This window comes from uncultured Idiomarina sp. (assembly GCF_964010655.1).
GTDB classification, from domain to species: domain Bacteria; phylum Pseudomonadota; class Gammaproteobacteria; order Enterobacterales; family Alteromonadaceae; genus Idiomarina; species Idiomarina baltica.
On sequence record NZ_CAXGLS010000002.1, the window covers coordinates 75889 to 98070 of the forward strand.

At 49.9% G+C, this 22182-nt stretch carries 22 protein-coding genes; 18 read left to right on the plus strand and 4 right to left on the minus strand.

The window, feature by feature from the left end; all coding sequences use genetic code 11:
* Window positions 1–9 precede the first annotated feature (9 nt).
* Genes ABNS04_RS01140 through der form a run of 3 tightly spaced genes read left to right on the plus strand, consistent with a single transcriptional unit; the run spans window position 10 to window position 3318 of the window.
* Window positions 10–627: a tetratricopeptide repeat protein gene (locus ABNS04_RS01140; protein WP_006956937.1), complete on the plus strand. Its 618-nt coding sequence runs from the start codon at window positions 10–12 to the stop codon at window positions 625–627.
* The gene (gene bamB / locus ABNS04_RS01145) at window positions 627–1865 is read left to right on the plus strand and encodes an outer membrane protein assembly factor BamB (protein WP_272978700.1); all 1239 of its coding nucleotides are present in this window, start codon (window positions 627–629) and stop codon (window positions 1863–1865) included. Before ABNS04_RS01140 ends, bamB begins: the two co-directional genes overlap by 1 nt.
* A 13-nt stretch (window positions 1866–1878) precedes the next feature.
* A complete protein-coding gene (gene der / locus ABNS04_RS01150) occupies window positions 1879–3318 on the plus strand; it encodes a ribosome biogenesis GTPase Der (RefSeq protein WP_006956933.1) in 1440 nt (479 codons plus the stop codon).
* Between the two features lie 52 nt (window positions 3319–3370).
* Here der and hslO read toward each other — a convergent pair whose 3' ends face one another.
* The gene (gene hslO / locus ABNS04_RS01155) at window positions 3371–4207 is read right to left on the minus strand and encodes an Hsp33 family molecular chaperone HslO (RefSeq protein ID WP_006956931.1); all 837 of its coding nucleotides are present in this window, start codon (window positions 4205–4207) and stop codon (window positions 3371–3373) included.
* A complete protein-coding gene (gene hslR, locus ABNS04_RS01160) occupies window positions 4204–4599 on the minus strand; it encodes a ribosome-associated heat shock protein Hsp15 (protein ID WP_006956928.1) in 396 nt (131 codons plus the stop codon). The genes hslO and hslR overlap by 4 nt, the downstream gene beginning before the upstream one ends.
* Before the next feature lie 203 nt (window positions 4600–4802).
* On the opposite strand from hslR, the gene gspC reads away from it, so the two are divergent.
* From gspC to ABNS04_RS01225, 13 genes are all read left to right on the plus strand, one after another.
* The gene (gene gspC / locus ABNS04_RS01165) at window positions 4803–5684 is read left to right on the plus strand and encodes a type II secretion system protein GspC (RefSeq protein ID WP_272978697.1); all 882 of its coding nucleotides are present in this window, start codon (window positions 4803–4805) and stop codon (window positions 5682–5684) included.
* A 5-nt stretch (window positions 5685–5689) separates the two neighbouring features.
* On the plus strand, window positions 5690–7777 hold the full coding sequence (gene gspD, locus ABNS04_RS01170; RefSeq protein WP_272978696.1) for a type II secretion system secretin GspD: 2088 nt from the start codon (window positions 5690–5692) through the stop codon (window positions 7775–7777).
* On the plus strand, window positions 7770–9251 hold the full coding sequence (gene gspE / locus ABNS04_RS01175) for a type II secretion system ATPase GspE (RefSeq protein ID WP_272978694.1): 1482 nt from the start codon (window positions 7770–7772) through the stop codon (window positions 9249–9251). The genes gspD and gspE overlap by 8 nt, the downstream gene beginning before the upstream one ends.
* A gap of 3 nt (window positions 9252–9254) precedes the next feature.
* Entirely contained in the window at window positions 9255–10481 is a 1227-nt protein-coding gene (gene gspF / locus ABNS04_RS01180; protein WP_006956923.1) for a type II secretion system inner membrane protein GspF, read from the plus strand.
* Between the two features lie 2 nt (window positions 10482–10483).
* Complete coding sequence (gspG, locus tag ABNS04_RS01185) at window positions 10484–10921, plus strand: type II secretion system major pseudopilin GspG (RefSeq protein ID WP_006956922.1); 438 nt, start codon at window positions 10484–10486, stop codon at window positions 10919–10921.
* A gap of 3 nt (window positions 10922–10924) precedes the next feature.
* Window positions 10925–11503 (plus strand): type II secretion system minor pseudopilin GspH, encoded by a 579-nt coding sequence (gene gspH / locus ABNS04_RS01190; RefSeq protein ID WP_272978692.1) that lies wholly within the window; start codon window positions 10925–10927, stop codon window positions 11501–11503.
* Window positions 11490–11891: a type II secretion system minor pseudopilin GspI gene (gspI, locus tag ABNS04_RS01195; RefSeq protein ID WP_006956920.1), complete on the plus strand. Its 402-nt coding sequence runs from the start codon at window positions 11490–11492 to the stop codon at window positions 11889–11891. The genes gspH and gspI overlap by 14 nt, the downstream gene beginning before the upstream one ends.
* Window positions 11881–12549 carry a type II secretion system minor pseudopilin GspJ gene (gene gspJ / locus ABNS04_RS01200; RefSeq protein WP_006956919.1) on the plus strand — a complete coding sequence of 223 codons (669 nt, stop codon included), beginning with the start codon at window positions 11881–11883 and terminating at the stop codon, window positions 12547–12549. The genes gspI and gspJ overlap by 11 nt, the downstream gene beginning before the upstream one ends.
* Window positions 12542–13510: a type II secretion system minor pseudopilin GspK gene (gene gspK / locus ABNS04_RS01205; protein ID WP_272978689.1), complete on the plus strand. Its 969-nt coding sequence runs from the start codon at window positions 12542–12544 to the stop codon at window positions 13508–13510. Before gspJ ends, gspK begins: the two co-directional genes overlap by 8 nt.
* Window position 13511: 1 nt before the next feature.
* A complete protein-coding gene (gene gspL, locus ABNS04_RS01210) occupies window positions 13512–14729 on the plus strand; it encodes a type II secretion system protein GspL (RefSeq protein ID WP_272978688.1) in 1218 nt (405 codons plus the stop codon).
* Window positions 14726–15256 (plus strand): type II secretion system protein M, encoded by a 531-nt coding sequence (locus tag ABNS04_RS01215; protein WP_286681441.1) that lies wholly within the window; start codon window positions 14726–14728, stop codon window positions 15254–15256. The genes gspL and ABNS04_RS01215 overlap by 4 nt, the downstream gene beginning before the upstream one ends.
* A complete protein-coding gene (locus tag ABNS04_RS01220) occupies window positions 15253–15990 on the plus strand; it encodes a type II secretion system protein N (RefSeq protein WP_272977377.1) in 738 nt (245 codons plus the stop codon). The genes ABNS04_RS01215 and ABNS04_RS01220 overlap by 4 nt, the downstream gene beginning before the upstream one ends.
* A gap of 105 nt (window positions 15991–16095) precedes the next feature.
* Window positions 16096–16920, plus strand: a complete 825-nt coding sequence (locus ABNS04_RS01225; protein WP_006956914.1) for a mechanosensitive ion channel domain-containing protein — start codon at window positions 16096–16098, stop codon at window positions 16918–16920.
* 31 nt (window positions 16921–16951) lie between these two features.
* Here ABNS04_RS01225 and ABNS04_RS01230 read toward each other — a convergent pair whose 3' ends face one another.
* Window positions 16952–18226, minus strand: a complete 1275-nt coding sequence (locus ABNS04_RS01230) for an O-acetylhomoserine aminocarboxypropyltransferase/cysteine synthase family protein (RefSeq protein ID WP_272977376.1) — start codon at window positions 18224–18226, stop codon at window positions 16952–16954.
* Window positions 18223–19173, minus strand: coding sequence for an alpha/beta fold hydrolase (locus ABNS04_RS01235; RefSeq protein WP_272977375.1), 951 nt, complete (start codon window positions 19171–19173; stop codon window positions 18223–18225). The genes ABNS04_RS01230 and ABNS04_RS01235 overlap by 4 nt, the downstream gene beginning before the upstream one ends.
* A gap of 123 nt (window positions 19174–19296) precedes the next feature.
* Here ABNS04_RS01235 and xseA point away from each other — a divergent pair, with 123 nt between their 5' ends.
* Window positions 19297–20616: an exodeoxyribonuclease VII large subunit gene (gene xseA / locus ABNS04_RS01240; RefSeq protein WP_272977374.1), complete on the plus strand. Its 1320-nt coding sequence runs from the start codon at window positions 19297–19299 to the stop codon at window positions 20614–20616.
* A 67-nt stretch (window positions 20617–20683) separates the two neighbouring features.
* On the plus strand, window positions 20684–22153 hold the full coding sequence (guaB, locus tag ABNS04_RS01245; RefSeq protein WP_006956910.1) for an IMP dehydrogenase: 1470 nt from the start codon (window positions 20684–20686) through the stop codon (window positions 22151–22153).
* Window positions 22154–22182 lie beyond the last annotated feature (29 nt).

The following is a 22182-nucleotide window of genomic DNA, read 5'->3' on the forward strand; positions in this document are numbered from 1 at the left end:
GGGTGTCCTGTGGATCAAACAGAAGAACAACAAGTAGAACGAATTAAAGAGTTTTGGGCCGAACACGGTAAAGGCATCATCGCAGGTGCGATCATTGGCTTAGGCTTGTTCTTTGGTTGGCGCTATTATGATAAAGCGACCATCGAAGCGCAAAACACCGCATCACGCGGCTACGAAGCGGTCGTGAGCCAGCTTAATGCGGGTGAAGAAGGTGCGATAAGTAATGCACAAAACTTCATTAAATCGCATCAAAATTCGCAATACGGTTATCTAGCAGCGTTGCAGCTCGGTCGTTTTGCCGCGGATGAAGGTGATTTAGCAACAGCGGTCACATCGTTCCAATCCGTGATTGATGGTGGTGCTGATGATAATCTAGCAGCGATTGCGCGTGTTCGTCTGGCGCGTGTGTTGGCAGCACAAGCGCAATATCAGCCTGCGCTCGATGTTCTTAACGTTGAACTACCAAAAGCGTATTTGGCATTCGCTAACGAAATTAAGGGCGATGTATACGTTGCTCAAGGCGATACGGCAAAAGCACGTGAAGCTTATGAAAAAGCACTCAACAGCGACGGTTCGACTCTGTCTCCAGCGGTAGAACTCAAACTCAACAGCTTGGCGAAGTCATAATGCAGTCTAAAACAGCGATGAAATCTTTATTTCGTACCAGCCTGATTGCCTTAGCAGGGCTTTCATTGTCGGCGTGTTCTCTTTTCGGTGATGACGACGAAGAAATCAAAGTCGCTCCGTTACAACCAGTCAGCCAACAGGTCGATACACGGATCAAGTGGGAACGTTCGGTCGGCGATGGCATCGGCGATTATTTTTCACGGCTCAACCCAACGGTAGCCTATGGCAAGGTATTTGCCGCCGATAGACAGGGCCTTGTTAAAGCGTTTGATAAAGAAACCGGTGAAACCCTGTGGCAAGTTAATTTACATAGCCTGATAGAAATTAACGAAGGTTCAGACGATAGCTGGTTTGGAGGCTTGTTTGCTTCACCCTTCCCGGCTCGTATCGCCGGTGGCTTAGTCGCTCAATATAATAAGTTGTTTTTGGGCACCGAAAACGGTGATGTTGTCGCACTAGATACCGAAACAGGCAAACTTGTTTGGCATGCTGAAGTGGGCAATGAGGTCACATCTGACCCAGCCGTGGGTGATGGTATGGTTGTGGTGCACACAACCGGCGGCAAAGTGATTAGCCTCTCGGCTGACACCGGTGAACAGAACTGGACTTTCGAATATCAGACACCCACCCTAACTTTACGCGGCGCTTCGGCACCAACGATCGTAAGCGGTGGTGTGATTTTAGGTGATGCATCAGGCAAAGCTTCGGTCTTAATTGGCACTAGCGGTCAGCAAGCTTGGACGCAAACGGTGGGCGAGCCGACCGGTGCCACTGAGCTAGAGTCGTTAGCAGATATTGATGCCAACCCAGTGGTCGTGGGCGGTGTGATTTATATGATCGCTTATAACGGCGAACTCGTTGCGCTAGAGCTGCGTTCGGGTGAAGTGCGTTGGAAGCGTGATTACAGTTCTTATGAAAATCTCTTAGTCGACACGGGTAGCATCTATTTAACCGATGCGGATAGTCACGTGTTTGGGCTGGATATTCAAGGTGGTATTGAGCAGTGGAGCAATAACGAGCTGTTTGGAAGAGCACTCACCGGACCTAAGAAAGTAGGTAATTATTTAGCTCTCGGTGACTTTGAGGGTTACCTCCACATACTCTCGGCAAACTCGGGAGAAATAGTTGGTCGTATGGAATTGGGCGGAGATGGAATTTACGCGCAGCCAGTATCCGACGGCAACACTCTTTACGTACAAACCCGCGATGGCGACTTATACGCTATCGAGGTAAATTAGGAAATCGCTATACATGTTACCTGTCGTGGCCTTAGTAGGTCGACCCAATGTAGGCAAATCTACATTATTTAATCGTTTAACTCGAACTCGGGATGCGCTGGTAGCAGACTTCCCGGGCTTGACCCGTGATCGTAAGTATGGCCAAGCCAATTACGACGGTTATCAGTTCATAGTTGTCGATACCGGCGGTATTCACGGTGATGAAGAGGGTATTGACGAGGTGATGGCTAAACAATCGCTGCAAGCGATTGAAGAGGCTGATGTTGTCTTGTTTTTGGTCGATGCACGCGACGGCGTCACCGTAGGTGATCAAGCGATCGCGACTCATCTGCGTAAACAAAAGAAAAAAGTTTACTTAGTTGCTAACAAGATTGATGGAATCGATGCGGATTCTGCAATGGCAGACTTTTATTCGCTGGCACTAGGTAACCTCTATGGCATCGCGGCGGCGCACGGGCGCGGTGTTGAACATTTGTTGGATTCATGCTTTAAGCCGTTAGCCGACGACTACCCAGACGTTATCGTGCCGGATGAACCGGATAGCGAAGATCTGGAGCACGACGAAATTGATTACGATGCGTTACCGTTAAAGCTTGCTATTGTTGGGCGGCCAAATGTAGGTAAGTCAACACTCACTAACCGTATTCTTGGTGAAGATAGAGTGGTGGTGTTTGATATGCCTGGCACGACGCGTGATTCAGTCTACATCCCCATGGAGCGCGATGGACGGGAATATGTCTTGATCGATACTGCAGGTGTGCGGCGTCGGGGGCGTATTGATGAAGCGATTGAAAAATACTCAGTGGTTAAGACCCTGCAGGCAATCGAAGATGCCAACGTAGTTTTAGCGGTTATTGATGCACGGGAAACCATCAGCGACCAAGATCTGAATCTGATTGGTTTTGCGCTGAACGCCGGTCGTTCCATCGTGATCGCTGTCAATAAATGGGATGGTTTGCAGCAAGACCATAAGGATGAAATTAAACGGGAACTCGATCGTCGCCTAGGCTTTGTCGACTTCGCTCGTCTGCACTTTATCTCAGCGCTTCATGGTACGGGCGTTGGTCACTTATTTGAGTCCGTTGAAGAAGCTTATAAGAGTGCGACGCAACGCGTGTCGACTTCTAAGTTGACCAAGATTATGGAGATGGCACAAGAAGAGCACCAGCCGCCATTGGTTGGGGGGCGTCGAGTGAAACTGAAATATGCGCATGCTGGGGGTTATAACCCACCGCGTATCGTGATCCACGGTAATCAGGTTACTCGCTTGCCAGGTTCTTATCAGCGCTATTTAACGAACTATTTCCGTAAGGCGCTTGGGGTCATGGGAACACCGATTAAAGTTGAGTTCCGAGAGCCGAAAAACCCGTATGCCGGTAAGAAGAACAACCTGACGCTATCGCAGCAACGCAAACGGCGTCGATTGATGAAGTTTGTTAAGAAGAGCAAATAGCACAAAAAGAGGTCCTCAGGACCTCTTTTTTTGTCCATACGTAGCCGCGCGGCTACGCAAAGTCTTCGTCTTTAAAGACATATTCCGTCAGACAGTAGTCGCAGGTCATGACAATCTCGCCATCCTGCTCAAGGATCTGTTTAAGCTCGTCAACAGGGACTGACGCCAATGCCTCTAATGTGCGCTCTTTCGAACAGCCACATACAAAGCTAACCGGTTGCGATGGATACATATGTACGGTTTCTTCGTGATACAGACGATGCAGCAGTTGTTCAGCCGGAAGTGTAAACAATTCTTGTGCGGTCACGGTCTCGGTCAAGGTCGCCAAGTGCTCAAAGCCAACCATGTCTTTCCCTGAGGCAGGCATGCGTTGTAAAAACATACCTGCAGCATGCTCGCCATCGGCGAATAGCCAAACGCGGGTCGACAACTGTTCAGACTGTTCGAAGTAGTCTTGAATAACCTCTGCGAGTGAATCGGCGTCGGCACTGACAACGCCCTGATAGCGCTCGCCATCTTGCGGAGTCAAGGTAATAATCAGTTGCCCGCGGCCAATCAGGCTGCGTAAATCAGTTTCGCCAATATCAGCGCGCACCCGAGCAATACCGCGTAGTTCTAATGCATGGTTACCATTAACAGCGACAAAATTAACCGGTCCATCGCCTTGCAGTTGCACCGCAATATGGCCTTCAAACTTGAGTGTCGCAGTCAGCAACGAAACGGCCGCCATCATTTCACCAAGCAACTGTTGTACCGCCGGATGATACTGATGTCCTTTAATTAAGCTTTGGTAACTACTGGTCAATTGCACCATCTCGCCGCGTACATCTTGCTCTGCAAAGCTGTAGCGCGCGAGTTGATCGGTTGGATAGTCAAGCTGGGTTGTCATGTATTACCACCATCTTTCATTTTAATCAGTTGCCGGCGTTGTTTCTTATCCGGACGTTTGTCGGGATGTGGGTTGTAAAGCGCATTCAACTTACGCGCCTCAGCATTCTGCTCGCGTTTCTCTATACTCGCTTCAGACTCTTGGTAAAGTGATTGTGCTTCAGGCGCTCCCCGTCGTTGCTCGCTCAGCCCCAATACTTCGACCTCTTTGCTGTCAAAGCCTTGTCGTAAGGTAATTCGATCACCTATCTGCACGAGCTTAGAGGGCTTACTGCGTTTACCTGCAACGTGTACTTTGCCAGATTGAACCATCTGACGTGCAAGCGCCCGCGTTTTATAAAAGCGCGCTGCCCAGAGCCATTTGTCGAGCCTTACACCACTGTCTTGTGTCATAAAATCGTCACGAAAATATTATAAAATTAGTGTTAATCGATTGTTGACTACTCGTGCCTACGCTACAATGCCAAAACATCAAATTACTATAATTCGACGATGCGAGACTAGCGCTAGCCATCAAGTTGCGTATATTGTATCAAATTCCTATACGGATGTAGTGCATTGCTTCGGTAAAACAACAACGATAAAAGTGAATTAAATTGATAAGCCTAACGCCATCAACCCAGAACGCGAGTCAGTGGATATCCCGCTCGATCACCTTAGTAACGGTGCTTTTGTGGATATGGGTCGTCATTGTTGCTGCGCAAGCAACGTGGTGGTTTGTTACGCCCACGCCAGAGACTCAGCAACGTCCAGACGTAGACGTGCGTTCACAAAGTCGCGACAACCAAAGTGTCGATCTCGCTCAGTTACAGCAATTGCCTATTTTTGGCCGTCAGCAGGCCGGTACCCAAACGCGTGGTAATGATTATGCAAACGCACCTAAAACGTCATTGAACGTGCGTTTGGTCGGAGTCTCTGCCAGTTCGCGACCCGAGCGGTCAGCGGCTATTATTGAGCAGGCGGGTAAGCAATCGACCTACATTGTCGGTGATACGATAGGGCGAAGCCGTGTCAGTGTGGAACAAATCCTTGCCGATCGTGTCATTCTCGATAACGGTGGGCGTTTAGAAACATTGCAATTAGAGGACATTGGTGAAGACCGTCCAGCATTATCGTTAGTTGTCGAAAGTAGTGGTAAAACTGACGCTAATGAACCGAAAGAGACCGCGAACGCATTGCAACGAGTTAAACAAGATCCGGGTCAACTATTAGACTACGTTTCTATCACACCCGTTTTAGAGCAAGGTAGCTTACAAGGCTACCGCCTTTCGCCTGGTAATCAGGCCGATATATTTTATCAAGCAGGCTTTCAGGAAGGCGATTTAGCCGTCGCAATCAACGGTTATGACTTGACCGATATGCAACAAGCCTCAGAGTTGAGCAGCCAATTACAGGACGCAACCGAAGCAAATGTGACGGTGCTACGTAACGGCGAGCGTATCGAGCTGAGTCTGCAGCTTCCTAACCAGCAGGAATAATAATTATGACAGTTACCCGTTTTGGTCCAAAAACATGGTTGAGCGCGCTGGCTATCGCTATTGGGTCGGTATCAATGACAATGCCCGCGCCGTCAATTGCGCAAGAGTACGCCGCTAGTTTTAAAAATACGGATATTACCGAGTTTATCCAAGTTGTCGGACGTAACCTGGGCAAAACTATCATCATCGATCCCAATGTACGTGGCACCATTGATGTGCGTAGCTACGACGTGATGAATCAAGAACAGTACTACCAATTCTTTTTGAACGTCTTAGAAGTCTATGGCTTTGCCGCAGTGCAAATGGACTCCGGTGTGATTAAAGTCATCCGTGATAAAGACGCTCAACACGCGCCTTTACCGGTAGTCGCAGGTGACCAAAACGAACAAGGCGACACCATGATCACTCGCGTGGTGCCGGTAGAAAACGTCTCAGTGCGTGAGTTGGCACCGTTATTACGTCAGCTAAACGATCAAACGGGCGGCGGTATGGTGGTAAGCTATGACCCCTCCAATGTCATCATGATGACAGGTCGTGCCGAGACGATTTCTCGTTTGGTGCAAATTATCGAACGTGTTGATAAAGCCGGTGACCAGGATGTCGACATCGTGGAACTGCAGTATGCTTCGGCACGTGAACTGGTAGGGATTGCGCAAAATTTATTTGAAAAAGCGAATGCCGATGGCACACCTGCATTATTGATTCCGAAAATTGTCGCCGATGAACGCAGTAACAGCGTTATTGTCAGCGGTGAGCCGCGCGCACGTTCTCGGGTTGTTAAATTGATAAAGCAACTCGACCAAGACCTTAAAACTGAAGGTAACACCCGCGTTTACTACCTCAAGTATGCGCGCGCCGAAGAAATGGTCGAAGTATTACAAAACGTCAGTCAGTCGATCAAAGCGGAAGAAGCGAAACAAACGGGCCAGAATTCAGTACGAAACCGTGCTGATAACAGCATCAGTATCAGTGCGCATGAATCCACTAACACGGTGGTAATAACCGCTGAACCCGACATGTTAGCAGCGCTTGAGAACGTAATCCGTGATCTCGATATTCGTCGAGCGCAAGTGCAAGTCGAGGCGATTATCGTTGAGGTATTAGAAGGCGATAATGTCGATTTTGGTATCCAATGGATCAGTGAAAATGGCGGCTTAGTTCAATACAATACGGGTAACCAAGTTCCGATCGGTAGTTTAGCCGCAGCAGCTTACCAGGCTCGCCCGCGCGAGGGTACATCGGTGACTACCGTCAACGATAATGGTCAAACAGTGACAACGACCAATCCCGAAGAGCGTGGCAATTTAGAGCTTCTAGCGAACTTGCTTGGCAACGTAAACGGAATGATGTTTGGAACAATCCAAAATGATTGGGCGGCGGTTGTTCAAGCTGTCTCACAAGATACCAACTCTAATATTCTAGCCACGCCAAGTATTGTTACAGTTGATAACGAAGAAGCCAGTTTTCTCGTCGGTCAGGAAGTACCAACGATCACAGGCTCCACACTCGGCAATGATAACCAAAGCCCATTCCAAACAGTGGATCGCCAAGAAATCGGTATTAAGCTCAAGGTCACCCCGCAAATTAACGAGGGTAATGCCGTACAAATGGTAATAGAACAAGAAGTCTCGAGTCTAAGTGGCGCAACATCGGTCGATGTTATCGTGAACAAACGCGAGTTAAAGACCACCGTGATGGCTGAGGACGGCGAAACTATCGTTCTAGGCGGTTTGATAGATGAGGATGTCCAAGAATCGGTATCGAAGATTCCATTACTTGGCGATATTCCCTTTATCGGTCGGTTGTTCAGTTCAACCTCAACATCCACACAAAAGCGCAACTTGATGGTATTTATCCGGCCAACTATCGTTCGTAACGGTAGTAAGCTCTCTGATATCAGTAAGCAAAAATACAACTACATGCGAGCACTACAACTCGATCGTCGGTCTCGTGGTGTGGCACTGATGCCTGATAAAGAAACACCAGTGATGAACGACTGGAACAGCGATTTAACCTTGCCGCCGAGCTTTGAGGAGTACCTCAACGAAAAGGGCGCGATTAAAGAAGAGTTAAAAGAGCAGCAAGATGACTGATGCCAGCAATATTGCCACAAAGCGCTTACCTTTTAGCTTTGCTAAGCGTTTTGGTGTTGTGGTTGAAGATGGCGAGCCGCCCGTCGTGCATCATCGCGACGGCGCGTCAGCAGAGACGCTACTTGAGGTACGGCGTCGTTTAGGCGAGGTATTTACCTTACAACGGCACGATACCGAAGCATTTGAGCGTTTGTTGACCCAAGCCTATCAGCGCGACTCATCCGAGGCGAAACAACTGATGGAAGATATCGGCAATGAGTCCGATTTATTCTCATTAGCGGATGAGCTGCCGCAAACCGAAGATTTATTAGAGAGTGAAGATGACGCGCCTATTATCAAACTGATCAACGCGATGTTGAGCGAGGCGATTAAAGAAGGTGCATCAGATATTCACATCGAAACCTACGAGAAGCAGTTAACCATTCGCTTTCGTATCGATGGCGTTCTGCGTGAGGTGCTGACACCTAATCGCAAGCTGTCTTCATTGTTGGTTTCGCGTATTAAAGTTATGGCGCAGCTGGATATTGCCGAGAAGCGAGTGCCACAAGACGGTCGTATCTCTTTACTGATTGCCGGACGCGCAGTCGATGTGCGGGTTTCGACTATGCCATCGAATCACGGTGAGCGCGTGGTGCTGCGTTTGTTAGATAAAAACAATGCCCGTCTTAATCTCGAGCAACTCGGTATGACAGAAGCTAACCGCGAAGTATTCGCCGAGCTGATCCATAAACCTCACGGTATTATCTTGGTTACCGGTCCTACCGGCTCGGGTAAGTCGACCACGCTCTATGCCGGACTGACCGAAATTAACTCGAAAGACCGCAACATTTTGACAGTCGAAGACCCGATAGAATACGCAATTGATGGTATCGGGCAGACGCAAGTTAATCCGCGTGTCGATATGACCTTTGCACGAGGCTTACGCGCGATTTTGCGTCAGGATCCCGATGTTGTCATGGTCGGTGAGATCCGCGATATCGAAACCGCACAAATTGCTGTACAGGCTTCATTAACCGGTCACTTGGTTTTGTCGACGCTGCATACTAATACCGCAGCGGGCGCGATAACCCGCTTGGAAGATATGGGCGTAGAGCCATTCTTGTTGTCCTCAAGCCTACTCGCGGTGTTGTCACAGCGCTTAGTAAGGACCTTGTGCCCAGACTGTAAGCAACCGCATCAGGCCGATGAAAAAGAGCGGGCGCTACTCGGTGTGACTGATTCAGCGTTGACGATTTACCGTGCACAAGGTTGCGAAAAGTGTAATCAGACCGGTTATCGTGGCCGTACGGGCATACATGAACTCATCGAAGTGGATGAGCAAGTACGTGAGCTCATCCATAACGGTCACGGCGAGCAATCCATTGAACGCTATGTGCGTAAGCATACCCCGAGCATTCGCAGCGATGGTTTGGCGAAAGTACGCCATGGCGTAACCACCCTTGAGGAAGTTTTGCGCGTGACGCGCGAGGAGTAATCTGTGGCGGCTTTTGAGTATCATGCGCTGGCGGCAGATGGGCGTAAGAAGAAAGGCATCATCGAAGCAGACACCATTCGCCAGGTGCGTCAGCAATTACGCGATCAAGGGCTCATCCCTATGGATGTTATGCCCGCTGCCGAACAAGAACACAAGAAAGGTCAACAGCAAAGTCGTTGGCGTCGTGTACGCCGTGTCAAAGCACAAGATTTAGCGCTGATTACTCGCCAGCTATCCACTTTGGTCAACTCGGCTCTACCCATTGAGCAGTGTTTGCTCGCCGTGGCAGACCAAAGTGAAAAGCCACGCATGAAACAACTACTCATGGCGGTGCGCAGTAAAGTGGTAGAAGGCTATGGTCTGGCTGAGGCGATGGCGGAATATCCCGGAGTGTTTGATTCGCTTTATACAGCGATGGTTGCCGCGGGTGAAAAGTCAGGTCACTTGGACCAAGTTCTGGATGAGTTAGCCGATTACACCGAACAACGCCAGCATATGAAGAGCCAGTTGACGCAAGCCTTGGTGTATCCAGTGATGCTGACATTAGTGGCGATCAGTATTGTGATCTTTCTGCTAGTGTCTATTGTGCCGCAAATCGTGCACAACTTTTCTACCCTCGGACAGACGTTACCACCCACCACTCAATTTATGATTGGTTTATCGGAGTTTTTGCAGAACTGGGGCTTGTTTATCTTAGCCGGAATTGTGGTGTTGGTGTTTGCCTTTAAGCAATGGTTAAAGAAGCCTGAACATGAGCTTAAATACCATAAACGGCTGTTAAAATTGCCGTTGCTAGGTCGAGTGATTCGGGGCGTCAGTACTGCACGTTTCGCGCGTACCTTGAGTATACTTACGTCATCGGCAGTGCCGTTACTCGATGGACTTAAAATCACAGCCACGGTGATTGGTAACCGTGCGATCAGAGAAGCCGTCGACGAAGCGGCAACGCGGGTACGTGAGGGGGCATCACTGCGTGCGGCATTGCAAGAAACCGGTTTGTTTCCACCAATGATGCTCCACATGATCGCCGCAGGTGAGAAATCCGGTGAGTTACAGCAAATGTTGCGACGCACCGCAGATAACCAAGACAGAGAATTTGAATCATTGGTGCAAATATCACTCAAAGTCTTTGAGCCGGTGCTTATCGTTTCGATGGCCGGGATTGTATTCTTTATTGTATTGTCAATTATTCAGCCAATTTTGCAGTTGAACCAGAGTATAGGGTTTTAAATATGATGCGTAAAAATCAAGGTTTTTCATTGGTCGAAATTATGGTGGTTATCGCCATCATCGGTATTCTCGCTACCATGATTCTACCCAATGTGTTGGGCAGCCAAGAGCAGGCGAATAAACAGAAAGTGACAGCAGACTTAGTCTCGCTTGAGAACGCGTTAGCGCAATATCACTTAGATAACGGCATGTTTCCAACCACAGAACAAGGTTTAGAAGCCTTGGTGGAGCGGCCTAATGTTGATCCGCAGCCACGCAACTACCGCAATGGCGGCTATATTCAACGTCTGCCGCAAGACCCGTATGGTAATGACTATATGTTACTTAACCCCGGTGAGTACGACGATATCGATATTTTTTCACCCGGTCCCGATCAACAGCCAGGCACTGATGATGATTTTGGTAACTGGATGATCGGACAAGACAATGAATCCAACTAAGTAATGCGCTCATCGGCGTGCAAGCCATCAGGGTTTACCCTTGTTGAGATTCTCGTGGTGATGGCGATCGTGGGTTTGATTGCTGCATCGGTGGTATTTACTGTGCCGAGCATGACCCGCGATGAAACCACGCCACAAACCGCCGCCGCCACACTGGAAGCCCAGCTCCAGTGGGCGCGTGAACGCGCCATGATAGAGCAACGTCCGCTCGGGTTGTTACTTAACACCGAAGGGTATGAGTTTTTAAGGTGGCAGCAAACCGAAGAGGGCTGGCGTTGGCAAGCGGTCAATGAAAAGGGCTTAGCCGCTCAGGATTACCAAGATAACCTCAGTCTCGAGTGGCGCATCGATGAACCGCCCTTTATTGCGCAAGAAAAGCAGTTAGAAAACACCCTGTTTTCGCCGTCTGATGATAATGACGACGAAGATCAGCCGATGCCTCAGTTACTGATACTGCCGACAGGTGAGTTGACACAATTTTCGATTCAGTTTGCCGCGCCCTTTGATACCGAACCGAGCTACTGGTTAATTGCTGATAGCGCTTGGACCACTCGCATAGCAGATAGTGATGAAACGCAATAATCGTGGTTTTACATTAATCGAGGTCATGGTTGCCATCGCCATCTTTGCGATGGCGGCACTGGCGGCTGTGTCGGCTGCAAGCGGTCACCTTAATAGTTTAAGCACCATACAACAGCGCACCTTTGCCCAGTACGTAGCGGCTAATCGGCTGACCGAGCTGAATCTAACAACCACTTGGCCGATTAAAGATAATCAGCGCGGTAGTGAACGCCAAGGCGGCGTTGAGTGGCAATGGCGGCAACAAGTGGTTGAAACGGTCACACCCAATGTGGTGGCGGTGACTATTGAAGTCACACAGGGGGAGCAGGATTACCAATGGGCGCGACTGACCCAATATATTCGTAAACCTCAATTAGCCGATACCGACGGAGGCGATAATGCGCTCTGAACGCGGTTTCACCTTAGTTGAGATCATGGTCACCATGGTTATTTTTACCTTGATAGGGCTCGCAAGTTACACGGTGCTTGACCAAATGTCGCGTACCAAAAGCTTGTCGGAAGAATCCTCCGAACGTATCGAACAACTGCAATTCACTTGGCTGCTTATCCAACAAGACATGCGCCAAGCGGTGCCTAAGCCGACGCGTCCCAATGGTTTAGAAGTCGCACAACAGCTGATTACTAACGACGAACGCATTATTGAATCACAAAGTGGCGTCTTAGGATTTGTGCGCAGCGGTTACGATAACCCTGGCTTAATGTTGCCACGCAGTGAACTTCAGCCGGTGGTCTATCGCGTGCAAGATAATGTTTTACAGCGTATGACCTACCCGTATGTGAACGACCGCAGTGGTGAGCCTGTGGTGCAAGATCTGCTGGAGGGGGTAAAGTCCTTTCAAGTACGCTTTTATCGTTCGTCTCAACAGTCGCAATCGAATCAAGGCATTGAGGCCGGCTGGCGCACTAGCTGGGAAACACCGGATGACTTCCCGGCCGCCATCGAGTTAACGATTAACAGTGAAGACTACGGCGAAATTAGACGGCGCTTTTTAACCGGTGTTGAGCCTGCACAAACGGTCAAGAAAGAGGGTGACAACAATGCGTAAGCAGCAAGGTGTCGCTCTTATTACCGTGTTGTTGGTGATGGCTATCATCGCTGTCATTGCAACGAACTTGGGTACTCAGTTACAACGCCAAGTGACGCGCACGGCCAGCTTTGAACAATCAGAACAAAGCTATTGGATGTGGCTAAGCGGCGAAGCCGTTCTCAAGGAAGTGCTGCAACAGGAAATCGAACGTGATGACGGCATCGTTCATGCCAATCAGAACTGGGCACAACGCGCCGGGCCGTTCCCGGTGGAAGGCGGACAGATAGCTGCGCAAGTAAAGGATTTGCGTAGTTGTTTCAACCTCAACAGTTTAGCTGGCACTGAGCAGCAAGGCCTCAGCCTTGAAAAACGCCGCAAGCAGTTTCAACAACTACTCGTGAGCCTAGAGCTTGATGCCTTCCAAGCCGAGAGTTTGGCAGGCGCACTGACCGACTGGCTCGACAGCGACAGTGAACTGTCGCAAAGTGGTGCCGAAGATCCCGATTACGAAGCGTTACCACACCCTTATCAAACCGCCAATGGGTTGTTATTTGATGTCAGTGAGCTGCGTATGATTAAAGGTTTTACGGCTGAAGTCGTGCAACGTATTAAGCCCTACGTATGTGCTATTCCCGGTAACGCAGAGTTACGTATTAACGTCAACACGCTCGATGAAGAGCGCGCGGTTTTGCTGGTGGCGGCGACTCAAGGTAAGCTAACCTTGGATGGTGCCAAACAATTGATCCAAGCACGTCCTGAACAGGGCTATGAAAGCCGCGAAGAATTGCTGCAAGATAGTTTACTTACGGGGGCGCAGGACAGTGAAACCGGCTCGCTCGATGAACTCGCTGTTAGCAGTGAGTACTTTTTACTACAAGCTTATATACAATGGGGGTCGTTAGAGACCACCGCTCGCTCAGTGCTACATGTGACAGCAGGTCAAGCGCGTGTTGTGTACCGAGCCATGGGAGAAGATTGATATGCAAGAACGCTTACTCATCAGGTTACCGGCCTCCGATGCCGAGCCACGAATAAGCTGGCTGATTTGGCAGCCCTCAGGTGCCGAAGTGATTGCTAGTGGTGAGCTCAATGATCCAGCTGAACTGACGCAGCTGACCGAGCAGGCAAAGCGCTGTCAGGTGACCCTGTTGTGTCCGGGGCAAGCGATTTCGATGCGTAAAGTCACCATTCCTAACAGTGGCAAACGTCACCTCGATAAGCTAATCCCTTACGCGTTGGAAGATGAACTGGCAGATGACATTGATAGCCTGCATTTTGCTTGGGCGGAAAACGGCATTAAAGAAGGCCAGATCCCCGTCGCGGTTGTCCGTCATAGTGAAATGCAGCAGTGGCAGCAATGGTTGGCCGCAGCACATCTTGAAGCCGATGAGTGGGCGGTTGACTACCTGATGCTGCCAGAACCAGAGAGCGAACAACAGTGGACAGGTGTGCAAATTGCTGACGACGTGCTCATTCGTATGGGACGTTGGGATGGTTTGGCCGTTGAACAAACATTGGCGGACACCGTGGTCGGGTTAAAACAGCGTGAGTACCCACAAACCAACCAAGTGGTCGCTTATTCCGATATCGCGCTCAACGGCAGTGCGCTAGCGCTCGAATTTGCCAACAGTGAACTGCCGATGGTGGCGTTTGCCAACCAGCGGGTCAGTCTTGATATTCGCGGTCAACGGTATGCACCCAAGCGAGCCAAACGAACCCTTGAAATACGTTGGCAGCCGCTGGCGTGGGCGGCAGGTATCGCTCTGGCAGTGACGCTGGCGAGTAGCTGGGTCAAAACAGCCTATTTAAATCACCAAGCAGAGCAGCTACAGCAGCAAGCCGAAACGTTATACAAAGAGACGTTTCCGAATCAAACACGCATCGTTAATCTACGCGCGCAGATGCGTCAGCAATTACAATCCTTAGGTATCGATGATCAAGCCATGCCATCGGCATTAGCGATGCTGGACCAGTTGGCGCCGGCGTTTTTACAACAACCACAACTGAGCCTTGAGTTGCTGCGTTATCAAGATGGCGCACTGCGGATGCAAGCAGTGGCACAAAACTTCTCACAATTCGAGGCCTTCCAGAACCAAGCACAACAACTCGGTTTTGAGGTGCAGCAGGGCGCGCTGAATAATCGTGGTGACGGTGTCGCAGGCACCTTGACTATTGCCTATCAAGGAGGTCGTTCATGAGTCGTCTTACACCATTACTACAAAAACTCACGCAAACGCCCCTAGTACAAAGTGCGCAACAGCGCTGGGCGCAACTTGCGGTACGTGAGCAAAACCTCGTGAAAGGGCTCGGTGCTGTTATCATCGTTGCCATAATCTACTTTGCCATCTGGCAACCCACCTATAGCGCCCAGCAATTAGCTGAACGGCGCTTAGAGGGGCAACAGCAACAGTTACTCTGGCTGCGTGAACAAGTGGCACGCTATCAGTCATTGTCTGCAACCCAAGCACAATCCGAGGTCAGTGGGTCGTTGTCGCAGCGCGTCAACGAAGCGGCTGCCAGCAATAAGATCCAAATTGCACGGATGCAGCCGCAAAACAATGGACTCATCGTCAGTGTCGATGAAACCTCGTATCAACAAGCCATGAGCTGGTTATATGCGCTTGAACAGACCTATCAATTGCAAGTGACAACACTCGATTTAGCGCGATTAGACGAGCCCGGCAAAGTACGTGTGCGACAAGTGTTGGTAACGGAGAAATCATGAAGAAGTGGTTGTGGTTAATTCCAGTCTATCTCATTGCACTGATTGCCTATATGCCGGCGGCAGTGGTGCATTGGTTGCCAATGCCAGCCGGCATTTATGTTGAGCAAGTATCGGGCACGTTATGGCAAGGCCGGATTGGTTATGCGGTGGTTAATCATACCGCTTTTCATAACGTCAGCTGGTCACTGGCACCGAGTCAGCTGATTACCGGTCAACTCGGCTTTTCAGTGACGGTACCGAGCAAAAATAATCCACTGGCCGCGCAAGCATCAGGCAGTGCGTCATTGAGTTCGATTGAATTGACTCAACTGCGTGCGACAGGTGAGTTGGCGCCGCTGATGCAACTGGTTAATTTTAATATGCCACTAAAGACAGAAGGACAATGGCGTATCGCATTAGAAAATTATGCACTGAATGATCTGTCGGGCGCCAAGCTTTGTAGTGCATTAAAAGGAAACGCGTCAGGTTCGAACATTCGCGTACTGGTTAATCACCGCTGGGAGCCGCTGGGTGATTTTCCGCTTAGCCTAAGCTGTGCACAAGCCGGGGCAGTAGCCCTGTCGATGGCGGGAGAGAACAGTTTAGGTCTTAATTTCGAGGGTACGGTGAGCCCCAGTTCAATACGTGTGAATGGTACGGTGCAACCCAATCCCAGAACGCCCGAAGGACTGGCAAAAATGTTGAGCTATTTAGGACGACCGGACAATCAGGGACGTTATCGTTTCTCAATTTAGTGTTTGCCAACTTGCCGAGATCAAAATAAATCGTTAATCTGAACGCATCTTCAAGAAATCAGATGCTATATATATCCGTATCGTTGCCAACAAAAGGACATTTTGATGCAAGCTATAATTGATTGGATTAATAATAACCAAGACATGCTGATCGAATATTCGATCAAAGTGATTGTCGCGATTGTTATTCTGTTTGCCGCTTCAATAGTGACGCGAATCCTCGCCTCAATCATGCGCAAAGGGATGCAAAAACGTCAGGTCGACAATGCTGTTATCAGCTTTTTAACAGCCATTGTTAAATCACTGATTTTCATCGCCGCATTGATGGTCGCATTGAATCAAATCGGTGTTGAAACCACATCGTTTATTGCCATATTAGGTGCCGCGGGTCTTGCCATCGGTTTAGCATTGCAAGGTTCACTCTCGAACATCGCGTCGGGCGTATTATTAATCATGTTCCGTCCTATTCGTTCGGGTGAGTACGTCGAAGCCGCAGGGACAGCAGGTACGGTTGAAGAAATTAATATCTTCCAGACCATCTTAAAAACACCGGATCGTAAAGTGGTCTATCTGCCGAACTCACAAGTGATTGGCAGCGCTATTACTAACTACAACCGCGAACCGATCCGTCGTATCGATTTGGTGATCGGTGTCAGTTACAGCGCTAACTTGCAAAAAACCAAGAAAGTATTAATGGAGGTGCTCAAAAATGACGAGCGCATCTTGCAAGATCCAGAGCCTGTCGTGACCGTTACAGCACTCAATAGTTCGTCAGTGGACTTTAATGTGCGTCCGTGGACTAAAACCGAAGATCACTGGCCAACGCGCTGGGACTTACTCGAGAAGATTAAAGATCGGTTAGATGAAGAAGGTATTGGTATTCCGTTCCCACAAATGGATGTCCATATCAAAAAAGAAGACAAAGAATAAGATGACTAAACGGGGTCTCAGCCCCGTTTTTTTATGCTTGCTGTAAGGCTTGCTCGATATCCGCAAGGATATCATCAATGTGTTCGATACCCACACAAAGGCGTATCGCCTCAGGTGTCACACCAACCGCCGCTTGTTCTTGCTCATTGAGCTGGCGGTGAGTGGTTGAGGCAGGATGACACGCTAAACTTTTCGCATCACCAATGTTGACCAAACGTTTGAACAACGCCAATGCGTCGTAAAAGCGCACGCCCGCCTCAAAGCCACCTTTGATACCAAAGGTCAGCAGCGAAGCAGGAACACCGCCATTAATGTATTTTTGCACCCGTTGGTAATAAGCATCATCCTCAAAGCCGGCAAAACGAACCCAATCAACCTGCGGATGCTCACGCAAATACTCAGCCACTTTCAGTGCGTTTTCGCAATGACGCTCGATCCGTAGCGGGAGCGTTTCGAGCCCTTGCAGGATTAAAAACGCATTAAACGGTGAAATCGCCGCACCGGTATTGCGCAGCGCAACGGTCCTGACCCGCGCAATAAAAGCAGCAGACTCAAATGCCTCGGTATAGACAATGCCATGATACGCGGGCTCCGGCTGACTAAACTGTGGGAAGCGGTCTTTATGCTTAACCCAGTCAAAACGACCTGAGTCCACGATCAGTCCGCCCACCGAGGTCCCGTGGCCACCGATATACTTGGTTAACGAGTGCACGACAATATCGGCGCCAAAATCGATGGGTTTACAGAGCACCGGTGAAGCCACTGTGTTATCAACCACTAACGGTACGCCTTGGGCATGAGCGACCTCAGCGAGTCCTTCTAAATCCGCTACATTACCCGCGGGGTTGCCAATGGTTTCACAATAAACGGCTTTGGTGTTGTCATCAATGAGCGCAGCAACCGCTTCTGCTGTATCATTTTCAGCAAAGCGTACCTCGATGCCAAACGAGGGCAGCATGTGGCGGAACAAGGTATAGGTGCCCCCATAGAGCTGCGGCGTAGTGACAATATTATCGCCCTGACTGGCGAGCGTGATCAGCGCATACTCAATCGCAGCCATCCCCGATGCAACGGCGAGTGCTGCGATGCCATGTTCGAGCTCGGCAACGCGTTGCTCGAGCACATCATGAGTCGGATTCATAATGCGCGAATAAATATTACCCGGCACCGTCAAATCAAATAGATCGGCCCCATGCTGGGCGTTATCAAACTCAAAAGCGACCGACTGATAAATCGGCGTAGCAACCGCCTTGGTAGTTGCGTCGGTGGTATAACCATGATGAATCGCTAACGTTTCGTCTTTCATAAAATATCCTCGGTCAGGGGTGATTGAGCACCCCGTGTCGTCTCTAGTTGGGGCAAAAAATGGCGCACAACAGCGGCGTAGTCGGCTACGTTCTTAATAAAGCCGTCGTGACCAAAGGGTGTATCAATCAGGGCGAGTCCACGGCAATCAGGTAACGCCGCCTCTAACTGATGCATCAAGCGCGGGGGCGCAATAATGTCGGACTCAAAGCCAACCAGTTGCACCGGCACCGTAACGCGCGATGGGTCGATTCGGTACTCGTTTAAAATAGGCGTCAAATGGGTAAACAAGCTCTGCGCATGCTGGCCATGCCGCTTAAGTAACTTTTCACCTTGCGCCAGTAAATAGCTAAAGGCTTCATCGCCATCATTAAAGCGCTGCTCAAATTCATCTGCGCTGCGGTAAGTCAACATGGCCAGTGCCCGCGCCAACACGACGCCTTGTTGGGAACAATCAGCTTGTTGCAATAACGCTTGCTGAAATAGGCGCAGTGCAGCCGATTGCACCGATGGTTGATGGGCCGCGCCAATCACGACCAGTGCATCGGGTTTAATGAGCCCATCCTGTACCAACTGCAAACCAAGTACGCCGCCAAACGAACCACCCAACCAGGCACCTGGTTGTGTTAAACCGAGTGAACGCAATACGCTGGCATAAGCCTCAGCGTGCTGCGACAGAGTGATAGGCTCTTCTGGCGTATCAGAACCACCGACACCGCCGAGATAATCTAAACTGATCACTTGCAGCTCAGGGTGCGGCGCAAATAGCGGGTGTAACGACTGCCACCACCCATGACCGTCTAAGCGCCAAAGCTGACCACTGGCGCTGATACCGCCCTGCACAATCACTGTATTTTCGGGTTCCGCATCAACATTGCCGAAACGAAAGCCTTTCACCCGTCCATGAGGTGTTTCTGTATAAAAGGAGCGTCCTACCGGAAAAACCATGATGACCTCAACGCCGATTAATGGATGAGGTTAATTTAGCAATATTTACGTTTAACCGTCAAGGTGTTTAGACGTCTAAATGTGGTGTGGTGGCACGCACTTCGGGTGTGCTATGATTTGCCCATGTCGATATATACCGTCACACAACTCAACAGCGATATCCGCAAGGCAATAGAGCAGGGCTTTGGACACGTATGGTTGATGGGCGAAATCTCCAACTTTGCCGCACCAAACTCGGGTCATTGGTACCTCACCTTAAAGGATGAACGCGCCCAGATACGTTGTGCCATGTTCCGTGGTAATAATCAGCGCGCCAAAGTACGCCCGCAAAATGGCTTACAAGTATTGGTGCGTGGTCGGGTGACGGTGTACGAGCCGCGCGGCGACTACCAACTCATTGTTGAGCATATGGAAGAAGCCGGTATCGGCTTGCTACAGCAGCAGTTCGAGCAGCTTAAAGTAAAACTTGCGGCCGAGGGCTTATTTGCGCAAGAACGCAAGCGGCCACTGCCGGAACACATCCGCCGTGTTGGTGTTATCACGTCGCCGACAGGTGCAGCTATTCAAGATGTGTTAGCGGTGATGAAGCGCCGCGATCCGAGCGTCGAGGTCATTATTTACCCGACCGCCGTGCAAGGTGACGCCGCAATACCGCAAATAAAAAACGCATTACACACTGCGTTTCAGCGTAATGAAGTTGATGTGCTGATAGTAACCCGTGGCGGTGGCTCGTTAGAAGACCTTTGGTGTTTTAATGATGAGCAGGTTGGGCGCTTGTTACTTGATGCCCCGATGCCTGTTATCAGTGCGGTCGGCCACGAGGTTGATTTTACAATTTGTGATTTTATCGCCGACTTGCGAGCGCCGACACCCTCGGCAGCCGCCGAGCAGGTGACCCAAGATCGTAGCGCTCAAGTCAATCGTTTACAGCAGTTGCAACAGCGTTTGGCGACGGGCCAAAAGCGCCGCATAGAGCGTCAACACAGTTTACTACAACAACTACAAATTCGATTGAATCAGCAGCATCCGCAACGACAGCTGCAACAACAAAGCCAGCGTTTAGATGAATTATTAGCGCGTGTGTATCGTGCCCAGCAGCGAACCTTGGTTAATCAGCAACAGCGACGTCAGCATGTTATCCAACGCTTGCAGCAAGTCCACCCGCAACGTGAATTGTCGCGCGCTCAACAAAAGCTCTCGCAGATTCAGCAACGTATACCGTTAGTGGCTGAAGCATGGCTCAAACAACAACACCAGCGCCACCGGGCGTTACTGCACGCATTAAACTTAGTGAGCCCACTGAATACTCTTGATAGAGGGTACGCTATTGTGCGAGATGAAGAGGGGCATGTGATTACGCAACCTGAGCAGACGCAAGCAGAACAAAAGCTCAGTGTTAAAGTAGCAGGTGGTGAATTTAACGTTAGAAAGTGTTCAGAATAAGTTGCTAAAATAACCATTATCGAGTAAAATCCACACGCAACATGAATCCAGTCACGGAGTGTTGCAAATGCTGCGAATCGCCCAAGAAGCCCTTACTTTCGACGACGTCCTACTTGTCCCAGGGCACTCAAACGTATTACCGCATCAAGCGGATCTCAAAACCCAATTAACGCGTGGTATCACGCTCAATATCCCGTTGGTTTCAGCAGCGATGGATACCGTCACAGAAGCACCACTCGCTATCGCGCTGGCGCAAGAAGGCGGCCTAGGGTTCATCCACAAGAATATGACACCTGAAGATCAAGCAGCACACGTACGCAAAGTGAAAAAGTACGAGAGTGGCATGGTCAATGATCCTGTCACCGTGAACCCCGACACCACCATTGGTGAGATCAAAGCATTGACTGCCGAACACGGCTTCCAAGGCTTTCCTGTAATCGAGAAGAACGGCGACTTGGTCGGTATCGTGACCGGTCGTGATACACGTTTTGAGGACGATGATTCTAAGCCGGTAAAGGAAGTGATGAGCGATAAATCACGCCTAGTTACGGTACATGAGACCGCGCAAAGTGATGAAATCTTGCAGTTAATGCATAAGCACCGCATCGAAAAAATTCTCGTGGTCGATGATGCCTACAAATTAAAAGGCATGATCACCCTCAAAGACTTTGAAAAAGCCGAAAACAAACCGAATGCCTGTAAAGATGAACTCGGCTCGTTGCGCGTAGGTGCAGCGGTTGGTGTAGGTCCAGGTACCGAAGAGCGCATTAAGCTGTTAGTTGAAGCGGGCGTTGACGTACTGCTGATTGATACCTCGCACGGTCATTCAGAGGGTGTGCTAAAACGTGTCCAAGAAACCCGGAAAGCCTATCCGAACTTACAAATCATTGCCGGTAACGTGGCAACGGCGGCAGGTGCGAAAGCCTTGGTGGATGCCGGCGTAGACGCAGTCAAAGTCGGTATCGGTCCAGGTTCTATTTGTACGACACGCATCGTCACAGGTTGTGGTGTGCCACAAATCACTGCGATTAGCGACGCGGCAGATGCGCTGAAAGGCACTGGCGTACCCGTTATTGCAGACGGGGGGATTCGCTTCTCTGGCGATATTGCTAAAGCCTTAGTAGCAGGCGCGCACTGTGTGATGGTGGGTAGCATGTTAGCCGGTACCGAAGAGTCACCAGGCGAAGTCGAACTGTATCAAGGTCGTTACTACAAATCATACCGTGGCATGGGCAGCTTAGGCGCGATGAACCAGCGTAACGGCTCATCGGATCGCTATTTTCAAAATAGTAACGAGGCTGAGAAGCTCGTACCTGAAGGTATCGAAGGCCGGATTGCCTATAAAGGCCCTATTTCGGCGATTATTCATCAGCAGATGGGCGGCGTACGCTCAGCGATGGGCTTGACCGGCTGCGCCAACTTAGAAGAGATGCGCACCAAGCCACAGTTTGTCAAAGTCACTGCGGCTGGCATGGGTGAGTCACACGTACACGATGTGCAAATCACCAAAGAAGCGCCAAACTACCGCAGTTCTTAATACCGATTTGTGAGCCGCCGCTAAGGCGG

Bases quoted from the DNA above. Each gene is read 5' to 3' on its own strand.
- gspK (WP_272978689.1), top strand. From the start codon at position 12,542: ATGCGTAAGCAGCAAGGTGTCGCTCTTATTACCGTGTTGTTGGTGATG.
- der (WP_006956933.1), top strand. From the start codon at position 1,879: ATGTTACCTGTCGTGGCCTTAGTAGGTCGACCCAATGTAGGCAAATCT.
- hslR (WP_006956928.1), bottom strand. From the start codon at position 4,599: ATGACACAAGACAGTGGTGTAAGGCTCGACAAATGGCTCTGGGCAGCG.
- gspI (WP_006956920.1), top strand. From the start codon at position 11,490: ATGAAACGCAATAATCGTGGTTTTACATTAATCGAGGTCATGGTTGCC.
- ABNS04_RS01235 (WP_272977375.1), bottom strand. From the start codon at position 19,173: ATGGTTTTTCCGGTAGGACGCTCCTTTTATACAGAAACACCTCATGGA.
- ABNS04_RS01220 (WP_272977377.1), top strand. From the start codon at position 15,253: ATGAAGAAGTGGTTGTGGTTAATTCCAGTCTATCTCATTGCACTGATT.
- gspE (WP_272978694.1), top strand. From the start codon at position 7,770: ATGACTGATGCCAGCAATATTGCCACAAAGCGCTTACCTTTTAGCTTT.
- gspJ (WP_006956919.1), top strand. From the start codon at position 11,881: ATGCGCTCTGAACGCGGTTTCACCTTAGTTGAGATCATGGTCACCATG.
- hslO (WP_006956931.1), bottom strand. From the start codon at position 4,207: ATGACAACCCAGCTTGACTATCCAACCGATCAACTCGCGCGCTACAGC.
- ABNS04_RS01225 (WP_006956914.1), top strand. From the start codon at position 16,096: ATGCAAGCTATAATTGATTGGATTAATAATAACCAAGACATGCTGATC.
- gspL (WP_272978688.1), top strand. From the start codon at position 13,512: ATGCAAGAACGCTTACTCATCAGGTTACCGGCCTCCGATGCCGAGCCA.
- gspD (WP_272978696.1), top strand. From the start codon at position 5,690: ATGACAGTTACCCGTTTTGGTCCAAAAACATGGTTGAGCGCGCTGGCT.
- bamB (WP_272978700.1), top strand. From the start codon at position 627: ATGCAGTCTAAAACAGCGATGAAATCTTTATTTCGTACCAGCCTGATT.
- guaB (WP_006956910.1), top strand. From the start codon at position 20,684: ATGCTGCGAATCGCCCAAGAAGCCCTTACTTTCGACGACGTCCTACTT.
- ABNS04_RS01215 (WP_286681441.1), top strand. From the start codon at position 14,726: ATGAGTCGTCTTACACCATTACTACAAAAACTCACGCAAACGCCCCTA.
- xseA (WP_272977374.1), top strand. From the start codon at position 19,297: ATGTCGATATATACCGTCACACAACTCAACAGCGATATCCGCAAGGCA.
- gspG (WP_006956922.1), top strand. From the start codon at position 10,484: ATGATGCGTAAAAATCAAGGTTTTTCATTGGTCGAAATTATGGTGGTT.
- gspH (WP_272978692.1), top strand. From the start codon at position 10,925: ATGCGCTCATCGGCGTGCAAGCCATCAGGGTTTACCCTTGTTGAGATT.
- ABNS04_RS01230 (WP_272977376.1), bottom strand. From the start codon at position 18,226: ATGAAAGACGAAACGTTAGCGATTCATCATGGTTATACCACCGACGCA.